Source organism: Reichenbachiella sp. (assembly GCF_039944555.1).
Taxonomy (GTDB): domain Bacteria; phylum Bacteroidota; class Bacteroidia; order Cytophagales; family Cyclobacteriaceae; genus Reichenbachiella.
Window position 1 is genome coordinate 567,403 of sequence record NZ_JBDUYN010000006.1, and the last position, 18,310, is coordinate 585,712.

Annotated in this window: 1 protein-coding gene (cut by a window edge); it reads right to left on the reverse strand. The window is 43.2% G+C overall.

Going from position 1 to position 18,310, the window contains the following annotated elements:
• Nucleotides 1-18,310, reverse strand: partial view of a LamG-like jellyroll fold domain-containing protein gene (locus tag ABJD64_RS07075; protein ID WP_348179971.1) — the end only. It continues 20,177 nt past the right edge of the window; only the last 18,310 of its 38,487 coding nucleotides appear in the window; its start codon lies beyond the right edge, outside the window — the gene reads right to left on this strand; it ends in the stop codon at nucleotides 1-3.

Genomic DNA, 18,310 nt, shown 5'->3' on the forward strand with positions numbered 1-18,310 from the left:
TCAGTGGGTTATCATCAATTTTTTGAAGTCGAATTTAGATTTATCACCTTGAATTGACATATAATATAATCCACTTGGGAATCGATCTGTCTGAAGACTGAAACCTTCTTGCCCTTTCTGCACTTCACCCTTATCAAAGATTCTACCTGTCTGATCAAAGATTGACCACTGCAAAGTTTCCAGAATTCGATGATCAAACAAGATGAATACCTCATGATCTGTAGGATTTGGGAACATATTGAAATTCTCGGCCGCGATCAGCTCATCGCCGATATCGGTAACGGTGGCTGTATTTTTAGACGAAACAAAATCGTGCGCGTTAGGAATTTTTACAGACTGATAAATCTCCTTGGTCTGGCTATTCTGGATAAACACAATGGCTGACAAATTTGTATCATCGGATATATTTGCCAAATCCCACTGAACTGAGAGCATATTTGTTGTGCCTCCATTGCCATCATCAAATAACAGGGACTCACCTATAGTCAATTCCTGTGTGAGTTTTACGTACTCTCCAGATCCTGCCGGCAACAATTTCCTCATCACATGACCAAATCCTTGAATACCGCCGACCGCAATTTCTACTGTATCTTCAAGCACAGCAACATAGGCTCTAAATTCTGTCCCCGAAGGGTAATTCTGATTAGCTTGAAACTCTACCGTTCCTTTTATCTCAGTATCTGTAGCCAACGGATCGTTGGTAAGTGAAATTCTAAAACCAGGATCTTTCAATGAGTTCAGACTTAAGTCATCCTTTTGCCACGTCAGGTCGCCAGATTTAGAAGAAGAGCCAGAACCACCAAATTGGCCATCCAAAACTGAAGTGATCCGATCTACGCTGTAGTAGATAGATCTAGCACTTGGCCCGGCAGAACTCACCTTATTGAATGGGTCTTCAAATCCAAAATCAGTATGGTATGCCAATATCACCTCATCTCTGCTGGTAACATTAGCTGCCGGAATGAGAGCGTCAATAGCTGACTTCAAAGAAACAGTTGCAGCACTAACTGCTGTGGCAGCATCGCTAGTTTCATCTGTCGCACTTACAAACTGTTCAATCAACACATTCTTGCTTCTTTCCTGAATACTAAAATCTGCCAAGGCAAATCCGAAGTAACCTTCTTTCGTAGATGGTGTGGAAGCAAGTGCAAATCTAAATCTCACATTTGACCTTTCAGTTACATCAATACCATCCAGGGCATGTCTTGCGCTTGACCAAGTCAGTGAAGTTTCTTGTCCAGACCATCCGACTGAAGTTAATGAGCCTCCGTTAATGATATTTTGCTGTTGCCCAGGATCTGATCCCACATTGTCAAAATTATACCACTCCAAACCTGTAGGTATTTCGTTTTCAATATTCCCAAGAACTGTCCAAGATTCACCACGGTCTGTCGAATACTGAACAACAACACCATCCTTTGGATCCTCAAAATCAAAAACAGTAGAAAACTTCAGCATTGGCTTACTTAATTGGGATATATCAAATGTCGGGCTATATATCCAGGAATCTTCTCCAGGTAAATACTGATAACTATCTCCATCGCTACTCAATGTGGCCCATGCCCAAAGGTCTGTTACTGTTTGTAATAAATCATCGTTGACTTTATTAATCAGTGCCAGAGAATCTGCGTTCAAATCAATTTCGCTCCAGATCCAGCTAGACGCTCTCAAAGATTCAGTTCCTTCAAGCGAAGATTGTTGCTTAATTATAGCGTCATCTACAAGCTTTTCTGCATACCAACCTTTAACATCAGGATCGAACCCCCCAGCAGCACTAAATGTCTCATGAAACCCAGTAGCAGGATCAACCACCTCTATCGGAATAATATTTACTTCTCTGAGCAAGCTATCCAAACATCCGTTGTTATTTTCAAGTATAACCTTCAGGTCATACTTACCCGCATCAGTAAACTGGTAATCAAATGGCCCAAATACTTGTAGGTTACCTGTGGATATTGCACGAGTAGTTAACGGTGCATCTGCATCATTCACCCAACTCTGATTTACTAAGAAATTTCCATTCGCTTCGTCCAGGATTTGTATCGATTGTATCTGATTCAATGATAACAAGTTCTCATTGATATAGAATGTGGTTGGCTGATCCACAGTGACTTGGTCCCACTCCACGGCAATATTTGGATTAATCTTAATCAAAATGGCCTGTTCAGTAATTCCATTTTCAACATCACTTGAACATCCGTCAGGAGTTGTTGCAACCAAAATCGCCCCAAACTGGGCATCCAATCCCTCAAAGCCGTCAAAATCATGGGTTACCATCTGGCCGGCTTTAACAGCGCCTAATCCATCGTCATATGGACTCGTTTTCTGTATAACACCATTATCGTCAGCATTAAAGAAACTCCATTCAAAAGTCAAATCACTCAATGTGAAAGGGGACTCTCTCGGTGGTTGAGGAATACCCTCTGTACTCCAAACGTCAGTAGCATCATTTAACAACGACACATCAAATTGCACCTGAGGATCTATACACCCTCCATTGACCACTGCAAATACTTCAGGTAAAATGTTTACCACAATGTCTTTGGTGATCTCGTTGAAACAACCCGTTACTCCATCTAAGTATTCATATTGAATTTCAAATGTCCCTGAAGCGGTTTGCACCTCATCTGTCCAAAGTTCAATTGGATCTCTCAGGTCAAATGCAACATCATCGTCTCCAGTAGACCCTACAGTGAAAGTACCTATAGTGGTTGTGCTTCCGTTATATGTATGGTACATGGTACGTGTTCCACTATTACCCGTATTTCTGTTTCCACTTAGTGTAAATGGCGCCTGGCTTTCGCACAGAACTACCTGAGAATCTGTAGTTTCAAACAAAAGGGTTCCTCCTGTGTCCACTAGATCATCACTAAATAGCTCCATTAGAGGCAACGGATTAATCACTACATCAATTCCTAGATTTTCGGAGGTGATAGAATTCGTGCAATTCGCATTTTGTGAGGTATTGGTATAGGTAAATGTGATGATGTGTGCAGAAGAGTTTCCTGATTCTGCTACTGAATCTAAAGCCACATTAGCCTGGGCTACCCACGGGAAGAAATTTGCCGAACCATCTCCTCCGGCTCCTCCTCCATTATCAATACTACTACTTCCTGTATCGATTGTAAATAGGCCGGTAGAGACGTTGATATTATCCTCCTGCCCATGTAGAGCCACAGCATTAGTGGAAGTACAAAACGCACTGGCTCCATCATCTCCTGTATCATGCACTATATTCAATGTAGGTAGCTTGGTCACCTCAAATGTGCTCGTAACATTATTTTCACAACCATTTAGATCTTTAAATGTAAAAGTCAAATCATGATCAGTGTTGGTTTCCAATGAATCTGCAGCTCCAGCGTTAAATGCTCCCGTACGTGGATCAAATCTAGCGATCCCCGTTAGGGCATCAGCAGTCTGACCTCCAGTATTGATATCCCATGTGATCGTTCCTGTAGCTGGTACTGCTGCAATACCTTCCTGAATACCTATAATTTCAAATGCATCCTCGCTGTAACAGAAAGCCTTACCATCCATTGGATCACCTGCATTATTGGCGCCGACGTTTTCATTAAAATGAATGTCCAGCGTTGGTTGAGGATTAATCACGAAGTTTCTGACTATAGAATTTGTACAACCTTCACTATCTGTATATCCAAATGTCACAGCATGATTGGTAGCAACTCCTTCGCGCACGTTCGGTAGGGCTCCCGGGTTACTATTTGTCATGGCTAATTGCAAATCTACAATTTCAACACCTGTGATGCTACTAGTAATACTTGTGTTGCCAGTGGATATCGACCAGGTAGAACTTGACAAGGCATTACTTGCACTTGCTGCGCCTGTTTCATGTGTTCCTTGCATGATTATCTGCGCATCATCGAAACAAAATTCTTGACCCTCCAACGTCGAACCACCAACCAGTACCTCCAAGGTAGGTTGAGGCTGAATAATAAAGTTTCTGGTGATCGTATTAAAACATCCAGTAACGTCATCGGTATACGTAAGAGTTACCGTATGACTGGTTGGGTCGTCCTCTTGTCCATTGCCTGAAGATGCTGCAGCAGCCGTGAGGTCAATGGTAGCTGAATTACCATTACTTACAGGTGTAATTCCATTAGTATTAATTGACCAAACAATGGTACCGTTTGCATCGGTAGCATCTCTAAAGGCCATAGCAGCATCAGAAATTTCCCTTCCCTTGATTGAAATGGTTGATTCATCAAAACACATGAGTGCATCCGCCAAATCATCCCCTGCAGTATAAAAACCAGCAATGGCTGTGTTAAACACAACATTCAACGTTGGTTTCGGGTCCACTCCTGTCGTATGTGTGACAGTATTTGAGCACCCTGTTGGTCCGTCGACAAAGGTGAAGGTCACATCATGATTGCTTGGTAAACCTTCTGAAGACTCACCTGCAGCGATTGCTGCATTAGAAGGAGTGAACAATGCCTTCCCAGTTCCTGCATTAGCTGCGAGTCCGCCTGTATTAATAGACCAGCTAATAGTCCCATCTCCTGGAACAGCAGCAACTCCTTCCTGTACTCCCTCAAAATTAAATGCTCCTTCATCAAAACATACAGCACCACCGTCTATGGTTGCATCAGCTGCGTTAGCACCTGTTGCTACATCGTAAACAATATCCAAAGTAGGCTGTGGATTGATGACGAAATTCCTATCAACAGAATTTGAGCATCCTTTGGTATCTGTAAAGGCAAATGTCAGTACATGGTTCGTGATGCTACCTTCCCTTACATTTGGCAGGGCACCTGGATCTACATTGGTCATTGCCGTTTGTAGATTTACCACTTCAGTTCCGGTCAAACTCCCCGTCAAACTGGAATTTCCGGTATCTACGGTCCACACCGCGTTTGAGGTCACCGGTGTAGCTGCTGCAGCACCAGTTTCATGTGTCGCGCTCAATGTAATATTGGCATCATCGAAGCAAAACTCCTGTGCTTCTAATGGAGTTCCTCCGGTAAATACTTCCAATGTAGGCAACGGATTGATCGTCGTTTGATCGGTAATTGAATTTGTACAACCCGTTGCGTCGTCGGTGTAGGTAAACGTGATGTTGTGCACGGTAGGGTCATCTTCTGATCCATTGCCGCTGTCACCCGCCGCTGTCGCAAAATTGATGGTTGCAGAATTTCCATTACTTACCGGAGATATACCATCCGTATCTATCGCCCAAACAATCGTGCCATTTGCATCAACAGCGTCTCTTGACGATGGAGCATTGTCGGATTTCTCTACTCCGTTGATGGAAAGACTCGTCTCGTCAAAACAAATTTCAGTGCCGCTGAAAGGATCATCAGCTACATAAGGCCCTACTGCTGCATTGAAAACAATGCCTAACTCTGGCAATTGATTGATTTCAATAGTTGCCAGTGTAATGTCATCCACGTCATTCAGGTTACTTTCACAACCGTCTTCAACTGCAGTCACATAGTAGTTGAAGGTAGCATTAAGGAAATTATTAATGGTTCCGGGGAAATTTGGATTGTCATTGGCAGCGATAACTGTTCCATCTACATCTCCTGGTGAGACTGTGCTCACTATAGCTCCTGACCCTTTATTTCTGTACCAATTGAAAGTTCTTCCAAAAATCTCATCAGCATCTGCAATCGTTAGATCTACAATAGTTTCATCTGCACAATAAACATAAGTATTGACACCTGCATTTCCATCTATGGTTGGCGGCGGTGGTATATTGTTAATTTTAATATCAAATGCTTTAAACGGACTCTCACAACCTGCAAAGCTTGAACCATTGATATTGAAACTTGTCGTTTGAGACACAATGAAGTTGTTGGTTGTAGCATCTGCATCTGGAGTTACAAACATGTCTAATGCATCATTGGCATTGTCATATGGCGGATCATATTGACTTTGCAATTTATCTTCCAGAATGACAATATCTCCTCCATCCCTTAGACCGTCTGCATTAGCATCATCAATCCAGGTATAAACTCCCCCGGCAGGGTTAGTCAACTGTACCGCTACGTAAGGCGCATCAGTCTCACCATCACATACGACTTGAGAGTCAAAATTAAGTTGTGGTACGACTGGAATACTTCTTACATAAACATTCACTTTAAGTGCAGACCCTTCACTTCCTTTGAAGGCCGGACCATTTGCTGGTGTGTTGATGTCAGTCGTTTGAGTTACATAGAAAGTATAAATTCCGTCGCCCACCGTCATTAGGTTTTGTTCAGGATCTACCGAATCGATGATATCGTCACCATCGGCATCGCTACCGCCAACCTGACTGAAATCGAATGCATCATCAATTCCATCGGTGTCGATATCCGCTCCTCCCGTGAGGTCTACATCTACAATATCCGGAATACCATCAACATCAACATCAGATGCAAAACTTCCATTAATAGCGATCAATGGATCCGTAGTATCTTCAATATCATCTCCGTCAAGATCTGCTCCAGCACCAAGCACTGAAAAGTCAAATGCATCATCAATGCCATCTGCGTCTACATCTGCTCCTGCAGTAACATCCACGTCTACCCCATCAGGAATCCCATCCCCGTCTGCATCCGCAGGACCAGCCAAGGCAATCACCGGATCTATTATATCAATGACTTCATCTGAATTGGCATCGAGGCCACCGATATTACTCACATCGTATAAATCATCGATTCCGTCGCCGTCAGAGTCAGTACCTAAAGTATTTGCAATATTCGCTTGAACGGCGGTCAGATAATCTACAATATCATCGCCGTCAGCATCTGTACCAAACCCTAACACACTCACTTGATAGGCGTCATCTATGCCATCGGCACCGACATCGGTACCTCCGGTCAAATCAACATCTGCAATATCAGGAATCATATCACCATCTGCATCCGTACCTACTTCATCTGCGATTAATTGTGCAGGTGTAATGAGCCCTACTGTTGGGTCAGTAGTAAGTAACCTAAATTCTTCCCGTCCCACCTGATTGTCAGAAGCGTACCAATAAAATTCTACACCAGCTTCTCCAGTGGCATCCAGATTGCCTACTGCAATACCCTCGCAGTAGTAGTCATTGATATCCCCTATCGCAGCAGGGGCCGCAGGTTCGTTGTATGTTTGGACCTCTAACTTGCTATAGTCACTCTCACACCCATCGAAAACACCTGTTTCAATTTTGGATGTTTGATTGACAGTAAAGTAACTCTGATTGTCATTGGAAATACCAGATACAAACATGGCCCCAGCAGTAGCCGACGCTGAAGTGGTAAAAGCACCTCCAATGGGTTGCCCGGCAGCATTTGAGTAATACCAGTTGAAATTCTGATCGGCTACCCCTGCATTAGTCGCTACGAATAAGTCAGTTGTAGTTAGTTCATTGGCATGATACTGATGATAATAATCTCCACTAGTCGTAGATGGTGTATAACTCAAGTCGTCATGTGGGCCTTCAAGTATAGGCTTACCATCCAACGAATATACCGTAATGTCAACTGGCAATACCTGACTTTCACAACCCAAGAAGGTTGAGGTCAAGTTCGTACCGGCCAAACGTCGAGTCACTTGTGCGAGATAGACCGTTTCTGTCACATCTGCGGCGACTTCATAAAAGCCGTCGTCATTTACGTCATCAGAAACACTGCCATCAAAATTTAAACTCATCAATCCATCATCCTCGAAAACTGTTTCATAGGTTATTTCTACACCATTATCAACATTTCCGATAAAATTAACACCATCTCCAGCAAGTTCGGTAGAATACCAGATATATCTCAACCCATCTCCTCCCGTACCTGGTGAATTGATATTATCGGAAGGCATGATTTTGACACCTGCATTCAGGTTGGCCGAAGGAATATCCGAAATATCGCCTGAACACCATCTGATGTCATCTGTAAAATCACCCGCCACCACTGGAGCAGATGGAACAGCATAAATTACAAGGTCTACTTGTACATAACCACTTAGACATCCATCAAATGGACTCGCAGCGGCTGTGTTTCTTTTTTCTCGTTTGGCAAAATACAAGGTGTATGTGGTCGCATCTCCATTCACCGTTGAGGTAGCATTCGCTAAGAATTGAGTGCCTGTGATTGACGCATTATTCACAGCGGTAACCAATCCTTCGTTTAGTGCATCATCTACATTGTCGCCATCTACGATTCCATCTAAAAGCACAAATGACATGCCTCCATCCGGTGATGTATACCACTCAAAGAAACTAACTTCTTCTGATAAAGCATCACCTGAATTTATGAGGTCAATGTTAGCGATCGTTGAACCATTACAGTATTCATAAGTAAAGACTCCCCCTACGTTGGCTTCTCCATTAGGAGCGGTAACATCAGCCGTTGGGCTTGTGGGTGTATCGTATGTTTTGAATGTCACCGTTGAGTGTGGGCTTTCGCAACCAGCAAAACCAACATTTCCAAACGTATTGGTTTGAGTAAAATGGAAAACATAAGTACCAGCTACTGATAAATCATCTGTATTTTCAAAGTCAGTTCTGCCCATGTTATTGACATTACCGGTGATGATTTCTGTATTTGGATCTCCTCCTCCATCATCAGTATACCACCTAATGGTAGTGTTGGCTGGTACCACTGCTGCTATTGTTTCGAAAAGTGCGTCTACATCATCGGCACAATATTCATACTCATATTGACCACCACCTAAGTCTACTTGAGAGGTTGAAGCGTTCAATGTCGGTAATGCAGGTAAGTCATATAAGGTAAAATCTGCAGTTACCGTCTGCGAACATCCAATAGAATTGCCATTTGCATTTACGCCAAACGGGTCGTCTCCAACATCTGTGACAACACTTAGTTGGTAATTGGCCTCAGTTTCAGCTCCTACTAATCCTACGGTGACGTCAGCAGATATAGTAGCAAAATTCACTGTTGTGCCAGTAAATGCCTCTGGAGTTCCATACATACCACTGCCTGGGGCAGTTTCTTTAGCTATAAAGAACTGATTGCCTAATGCCGGCGAATTTTCAACATTACTGTTGTTGATCACAGAGACATCAAGAACAACATCTGTCGCATCGATACAATACAACAAATCCATATTATTGATGGTAACCGTTGGAAGTGGTTGGATCACTATCTGATTAAATCCATCTGCAATATTACTTACTCCATTATTTACAATTCTCGTCAAATTGACAATTTTGGATCCATCGGCTGATGGTATGATTGTAGCATCATTCCAGGCTGCAACTGGATCAAAAGCCAAAGTGGTAGGTCCAACTCCACCAGTGACTGCACTACCGTTTCCAGTTACTGTATAGGATACATATGTCCAACCCACTTTGCCAGCGCCTCCTAAATCCGAAATGTCTATATCAAATGCATCGGCTGAAGCATCCTGGCAATATTCTTCATTCAGTCCACCATTGGCAATATCGAATGCCGCTGATACATAATAAGTCAACATTTCCGAATCAGAACATCCGGTAACTCCATCGGTATGGGTATAAGTAATATCGTGGGTTCCAATTCCCGCGACGCTGGTATTGAAATTAGCACTAGCATTTAATCCATCACCATCACCACCATCAATGTTATCTATGTCAATACCTCCTAATCCGGTACCTGAGAATGCGCCAGCATCTCCAGCGAACATTGAACCAGTCAGATTGACTGTTACGTCTTCACTCTCTACGTAAGAGAATATGGCACTACTGGCGTTCAAACTAATATCAATTCTCGGATCAATTCTCACGTTCACATTTCCTGTCACCAAACTCTGACATCCCAAATTATCAGTTACATCAAGCGTGTAAGCATAATTTTCAACATCAAATGGCCCAACTACATCTGTATTCTGTGGTGCATCCAGTACAGGGTTGGGTTCGTTGTCTTGTCCAAATGTAGTAATATTAGCTCCTGCCCAATCGAATGTATATCCTACAAAGCTTGCATTACCAGGTTTTCCGAGGTCTATTTCTTCGAAGCTACATACATTGCCTAGTCCCATGGCATCATCGTCCAAATCACTTCCTGCCAGATCTTGTGCATCTGGAGCTGGTAAAATGGTTACTGTCACCGGGGTTAGCTGACTCTGACATCCCGTCGCATCGATTGACTGCGACACATAAACAGTCTGTGTCCCAGCAGTAGCAGAGGTAAACCCTAATTCGGCGAATGTCGGATCATTGATATTGGCAAAAGCAAATATCTCACCCGTATAATCACTATTAGCATACCAATGAACCGTATGGCTTGCCAATGGCGTAATCAAAACTTCAAAATCACTTTCTAGATTATCTAAAGGATTAGCTCCACCTGTTCCATTGTCTCCTTCACAAACCGTAACATTATTTTGTGCAATGCCAGGTACATTCACAACTTCACTCTGCATGTTGATATGCACCAGTTCGTGATAAGTCTCATTACCGTACATCACAGCCGTACCTCCGCTTCTATACATCGGTACATCCATACTAATGATGTTTGAACTATTGATTCCGACTGCTAAACCTGCAATTTCTATTTGGTCATCATTCGAAGTTCCAGACACCGTATAAGTAATCTCCAATGTCTGATCTGAATTGAGATAATTGTGCGTAATAGCTCCAGTAATATCACCGGACACCGAGCCTCCATAAGTTGGTGTAACCGTATTATCAAAGAAGAAGTCTCCTGTCAATGATATCTGATAGGTAAAAGTTCCTGTGGCAAAATCATCATTATTTCCTTCGTCAATGAAAATGCTTGATCCGAGCAACACAGGATCTTGCCCGATACATGCCGTTGTTGTTCCAGCAGCAGCTGTAACCGTAGCTCCGGCTTCAGTTGTAAAATCCCATACTCCATCTCCATCCAATGTCTGATCGAAGAACTTGAATGAAGCATCTCTGAATGCTGTGGGATCAATGGTTACATAATGCGTAACGCCATTTGCGTCCAAATCTTCAGGAATATCAATAGTAATGGTTTTTGTACCACTACCAGTTACTGCCGATCCATCGTTAGCCGCAATCACTATCGATCTTGTGGGTGTAGATGCATGATTGTCGATCGTAATATTTCCCAGACCGACGTACACCGGTTCATTGAAAGTAAGCACTAGGTTATCATTTATGCCATACTCAATTAAGGAGATTGCATCAACGGTTGCCACGTACGAATTGGCGCTTCCCTGGATCATCTGTGTTGGTACAATATTTAATGGATCAGAAACAAATTCAACAACTAATGTTCCCGCTCCATTGTCAGAAACTACAACACCTGTTCCTCCATTGGATAGTTCTGTTACTGTTTCACCAACTTCAAACAATCCACTGGCACCAGAATATGTGATAGTATAACCTGATGACAATGGAGTCCTGCTCACTATATATGGCAATTCCACACTTGGTCCGGATTCTACATCCGTACTGAAGTTCCAGGTAATTTCGTCGTTGATCTGATCCGTCGTATTACCTGATTGATCAACAAATGCGTTGGCATCAATCTGAACATAATAGTCTGTTGCTCCCGAAAGGTCAGCCGTGAAGTTGATCACCGAGCCTGTTTCGATAGTATTGTCGATTACGATATCTGTAGTTACGTCCAGGGTAGCTATTTCTTCATCAGCACTTGCAGTGAATACATGTATATCACCTGTGTTTCCTGTTACTCTTTCATCAAACAAGATAGACATGGCGGACCCCGCTCCAGGAGTAATACCAAATCCATCATCTGCTGGTGACAACGCCAAAATCTGAGGTTTGGCCGCGTCAGCTACGGTTCTGAAATTCCAAGTTATTGAACCGTCATATAATGCATTCCTATTTGGTGTGGCGGCCATTGCATTTGAATTATCTTCAAAAGCATCCGCACGTATCAGCACATAGTAATCAGTCAGACCTGAAAGATCGTTGATATTATAGGTATATCGAGTAAAGCCTTGACTCGGTGTTCCATCTGATGGATCTATGACTATTGGTGTAACTTCAGCACCTCCAGCATGGCGTATTTCAATATTTCCAGTACTAGGGCTTACAGGTTCGTCAAAGTCAATAACGATATCGGTACTCACCGCTGTACTCATATTGCCATCTGATGGTGTATTTACCATGACGACCGGAAGCACCGCATCGTTTGGTGTGATAAATTGCCAATCATCGTTGCTATATCCAGCGAACGCATTTCCCGACGGGTCTACAAACGCAGTATTGGGCACTTCTACCTGATAGGCCAGATTACCACTTAAAACTACTGTTGGGAAGGTAACCACTGAAACCACACCTGAAATATCGTTAACTACTGTGATGTCGGACATATCGAAACTTGCCGCTTCTACGGTTGGTGCATGTGAGTAAACAATTTTCACCAAGCCTGTGCCTTTCACCACACGTTCGTTGAATGTCATCTGAAGGGTAACAGTATTGGAAGCCGCTACAGGCACTATAGTCACGTCTGCAGGAGACAATCCAGTTGCAAAATCGATAGCCGGTCCAGCCCCATCGTCAGCCACCGTAAAATCCCAATTGGTAATGGCCAAATTGGTAGTGTTGGCTTCCATATTTCCTGAATTATCAGAATAGGTGCCTACCGGGAATTCAACATAATATTGGGTGCCACCAGGCAATTGACTCATTTGTGCATCTTCAAATACAAGGTTATAAGTGAACCTTGTATTGGCAAATTCTACAGCATCTTCACTGGTCAAATCCGGCACACGCGCTACTATCAATCCATCTGATGCATATTTTACTACCAGTTCATTGGCCACATCGTCAGACACAGGCTCATCAAATTGGAGTTGAACTTGAGTAGCATTAGCGGGCACTACCGCTACATCATCATTAGCAGGGAACGAAGCATCTGAATCATTGGCCAAATCCAGAGTAGGTGCAACACCATCTGCCGTAGTACTAAATGCCCATTGATCCGTCGCTATGCCTACGAAATTATTATCCGGAGGACTGGTAGTGACATCAGTAATGGCCGTAGCATCCACAAGTACGTAGTAATTATTAACCCCAAATGGTAGGTCAAAATCAAACTCTATGGCATCATTAGTGAAGTTTTCTGTAACTACGGTTCCTGCGACAGTAATATCTTTTGACTCCAAAAGGAAATCATCGACTGCACCATCAAATACCAGATGTACAAATCCAGCACCAATTTGTACTGCTTCGTCAAATACCAGTCTAAAGGTTCTGGTGCCTACCGCATAAGCCGGAGGCGCCGGGTTTGGTAGCTGATCGTTCACTAAATTATCTATGTCGTAATAAGTTGCACCATCGACCAATAATTCAATAAATGTTGGTTGCAGGTCGTCCTCTTCTGTCTTAAAGGACCAGTTTGCCCCTCCATAGGGTCCTTGAGTTGGATTGCCTGAGTTATCTGCAATAGCTCCGGTTGGAATGGAAATTTCGTAATCGGTATTATATTCAAATAGCTGACCGGAGATTTGTACGTCAGTACCCAAATATTGGATGTTGAAATCTGCAGCATCTAGCGTATAAGTCCCGGTACCATCGGTAATATCAGTAAAGGTGAAATTCAACCCTGAAACCCCATTCACAGGCTCTGAAGTCTCAAATGAAAGTGTTGGTGTGATGCTAACAGCCACCGCATCGTCCACCGGAGAGAAGGTATTGGCCACGATCTCTGGGTATACAATTACTGATTCTGTAGCTGTGGTAAAATTCCATTGGTTAGGTACTAGAAACCCAGCGAAGGCATTTCCCGAGTAATCGGTGAATGCATCAGCTGATATTCTGATGTTGTAGCCTGTCAATCCAGCCAGGTCGTCTGCATTGACAATCTGAAGTTGATTACCAGTCAATACTAATCTACCATAATCGAATACATCGGGTATACCATTCGGCGCATCGCCATTGGCCGGAATAGCATCGTTATCCAAATCAATAGAAAGGTCAAATGCTTCCACCACATCACCAGAGGCTGATAAATAAATCGTAACATTTCCTGCCCCTGTAGCCAGCAATGGTTCATCGAATTCCATTCCAAGGTTGGTAGTAGTAGCGATATTAGAACCGTTATCTTCCGGTACCAATGTCGTCACAGTAGGAGGAATAGCTTCCGTAGTAGTTGTAAAGTTTCTGTCGTCTCCTACAGATATTCCACCGAATTGATTACCTGAAACATCTTCTATCGCTCCTGCATCAATCGTGGTGTAGAACTTGATATTACCAGGCAAATCGCCCAAAGAAGAGATGTCCACTGTCAACACATTGGCCGTGTAATCCAGCAATCCACTACTTGCATTAAAACTTAATACCTGAATATCGGGATTTGTAGCTGCAAACAATCGGATGGTTCCGTTTCCAGATTTTATTTCTTCATTGAATCTATATTTCAACTCTGTAGTATTCAGCGCAACTGCCGTTGCTCCATCCACTGGTGAAGAGCTGTTATCAATCACCAAATCATCAATAATTAAGGCCTCATCTGCTGTTGTTGCATCATAACGAATTTGAATTTCCCCGGTGTAAGGGGTGGGAAAATTGTAGTTGAACTGCGTGTATCCGGTGATCGTACTGGAAATTGGTCCAACATTGGTGATAAAACCTGGGTCAATGAGCACATCAGCGGTTGCACCAGCTCCTACGCCAGTTTCTGCTCTATACCAGAAGGAGAAGTTCACGGCATCAGTTACAGTAAATGTGGTCAGCTCATTTCCTGATACTGCAGGAAGTTGCACCGCATCTCCGGAAGCTCCTCTCGACAATGGTGTACCGGAAGCCACTGCATTGGTATGCGTCCAAGTCCCTGATCCAAGCGTAATATCAGAGGCACCATAGGTATGCGAATCAAACGCTTCAGCCAGCCCTAAAATTGGTGGGTCATTATCTGTGGTAACAATCGCAGTAAATGTTAAGGTCTCAGTTGCATTGTTGTCTGCTTCATTGTTGTCTACGTCCATGTATGCACCATTATCCACGGCTGTGAATGAACGCTCTGGAATTGTCACTGTGATCGTTTCTCCTGAAACAAAAGTGATTCCCGGATTGATTACAATTATGTTGGTGCCATCTCCAAACGTAGATGCATCAGTCGGGAAGAAGGAATTGTTCACAGTACCCGTATTCATATCTATTGATATATCGACACCTGGTCCTGTAGAAGATTGGTCAATATCAATTGATATACCTGCCTCAAGGGTCGAAATATTGACAGGTTCATCGAAAGTAAGGGTAATGTTTGTACTTCTTGACACATCTATTTCTGTGTCTACCGGATCAGTAAATGCTATCTGTGGTGCCGCATCTTGAATAGTAAATGACCAGCTATTTACACCCAATAAGCCAACAAAATCATTTCCTTCAGGCTGATTATCTTCAAATGCTCCAGCTGCCACGGTTATAAAGTAGTTGGTTCCTTTGGTCAAAATGTCGTCCAACTGGAAGGTCACCACATTATCTACCACAGTAGTTTTTGAAATATTAGTTACACTAATAGTTTCAACGATGCTTAAATCACCTCCATCACGAAGAATCAGATTTCCTCCAACTGCTCTAACGTTTTCGCTGTAGGTAATCTCCAGAAAGTCGATAGCTGTGGCATTAGTTTCTCCATTGGCTGGAGTCAACCCTGTTACTACAGGTATAGTCGTATCATTAATATCAAGTAAAGTAGAATTTCCTGGGTTCAGAACAGCCCCTGCATCGGTGGCCGTAGCAATCATGTCTCCTGAAAACTCTGTTAAGACATTGCTAAATGTAGTCGTACCGCTAGTCAAAGTCTGTTGGGTATAGTTTCCTGTATTTACAGCATTGATTTCTAGAATATCAGTAATGTCGAATGTCAAATCTACAGCCGTAGCATTGTCATCCAGGTCTATATTTCCGATAGCATCCTGAGCTTCAACGGTCAGGTCGAAGAAGGTCTCTCTTTCGGTTGCTCCTATTGGCACCGAAGTGAATACTAAATCTGCAGCAGTTACTTCAATGGTATTGTCTCCCAGCACAGTGGACGTACTCTGCCCTGTAGATGACGGATGTCCTACATTATTGACCAAATCGGAACGCCCGCCTCCTGTATCTGCAGTAACATTTGTTATCTGAACTGAAACCTGCTCGTTGTCATCAATATCTGTGTTTTGCTTGAATGTTACTTTAACTCTAATGGTCATAGTTCCATCATCCGGTGCTTCAAATACACCAGCGGCACCAATAGTATTCCATGTCACTGTTGCAGAAGTCACTGCCAATTCGCCAGATGCCTGACTATTGGTGATATCAAATATTTCGATTTCGTCTACATTTTCCCAGTTAGTGATCGTCAATGTAATATCATCTAATCGGGTTTCTTTGTTTCCACCATCACCACCATTTCCATCACCACCATCTGTTAGGATAAATTCACCTAAAATAAATCCGGTTGTGCTTTCATCAATATCATCTCCACCAGCGCTTGCGTATAGGGTATAGTCAATGTCTGTAGCTGGTGTGAATCCGCTGTTCACAATGATATCTGATGCAGCCGCTATGGTCTCAAACCCGAATGACGTAATGTCTGGTCCTCCTGATTGCACACAAGTAGTGGTTGCATTTGTGATACTGGTCACATGAACGGTATTCGTTCCAGAGGCAATAAAAACACCAGATCCAGATATGGTAAATGCACCGGTTCCGTCTGCTGCAATGGCAACACTCATCTCTGTTGTGGACAAAATAGTGTTTGTCCCATCTACGTTATAGGTCACATTGTACGTCCCGGTAGCCAATCCTGATGTGCCTAGGAAGCTGAAGGTCACATCGCCATTGAGTCCTCCATCGGTCACACTAATACTTGAAGCTGCAGCCAAGGTTGGTAATGGATCTACGTCGAATGTGTTCGTAGCAATATCCGGTGCACCTACCTGCTGGCAAGCCGTTGTTCCATCCTCAACTACAGAAATATGCACTGTATTTGATCCGTCATTGGTCAAGCCAGCTCCTGCAATTGTAAATGAGCCATCTCCACTCCCATCAATAACCACCCCTGAACTAACAATTGGGGTGCCTACAGATCCTATTGTATTCAATCCGGTCACATAATAGCTAATGTCATAACTACCTGTAGCTAATCCTCCGCCATCAAGTGTTACGGTAGCATCTGAACCGTTACAAGAATTTGCTACTGTAAATGAGGTCAATGATGGTAAATCGTTTGAGGTTACCTGGAATACGTCTTGCACTTGTCCGCCTCTCGTGTCATCTACTGTCACTGTAATATTGGCTGTGCCAGCTGTTCCTGTAAAGGAGATAGTCAAATCTCCATCTGCCGGATTGATAGCAGAAACAGTAGCTACTCCTGTATTATCAGAAACTGCTGAATAAGTCAAATTGGCATCTTCGTCTCCCAGATCCGGGTCATTGAAGTTGTCATATAAGTTTTCAATGTAGGATCCACTTACACAACCGTTGGCATTATCGGATATGGCCACAACGACTGGAAGCGAATTGGACGCTCCAGCAATATCGAAGGTATAGTTCGTATCGTTTGTTGCATCACTCACCACGTCAATTTGCGCATTTTTCACTCCTAAGGTAGCATTTGGAGCAAAATCAACAATCAACGTAGTAGTCGAACCTGGGGCTATTGGTGTACTTGGAGCTGTATTTTCAGTAAATTCGGCACTACCGGTAAAGTTTCTTGCCGTAATATTCAAGTCAGAAATACCAGTATTTGTAATGGTAAATGTTTGTTGTCCTGTGGCAGGATTACTTACGCTACCAAAATAGGTGTCGTTTGTGGAAGCAACAGTCGGTGTATTGGTATCATCCCCTGGTATGACTTCTCCAGCTCCAGTAATTTCAATACTTGGGCTTGTAGTCAACGAGTAGTCTGACAATACCCAGTTGGACTCGGTTACACTTGCAATGCCCAGATCAAAACCAGTGTTAGCTCCTGGATTGTCATTTTCAGGATCCAGGTCTCCATGTAAAGCATTCGCTGAATATTCAAACAACTGTTCATTACTATTGGCCAAATTAGGCTTGCCTTCATTAAAGTTGAAAAGTGCAATTTCATTATCCTCGGCCAGCAAGGCTGCAGGAGTACTTATCGCAAAGGCCCTAATCTCTGCAGGAGTACGTTCATCTCCCCAGACTCTCAATTCATCCAGTCGCCCGTTGAAGCTATTTGAGGCACCTCCCCGACTTCCAATATGAACATCAGCTGCCGTATAGCTTGGTGTGCCAATAGTAACCGGCAACTCGGTATCATCTACACCATCTATATAAATGGTAGCGTCATTCGTCCCTCTATATACCAAAGCCACGTGATGCCATAGTCCATCCGCGTAAGCACCGTTTGTTTGGACCAATCCCCCAATGTTAATACCAACGTTACCCCCAGAAGTTATTTGTACAGAATATTCAGCATTTGAG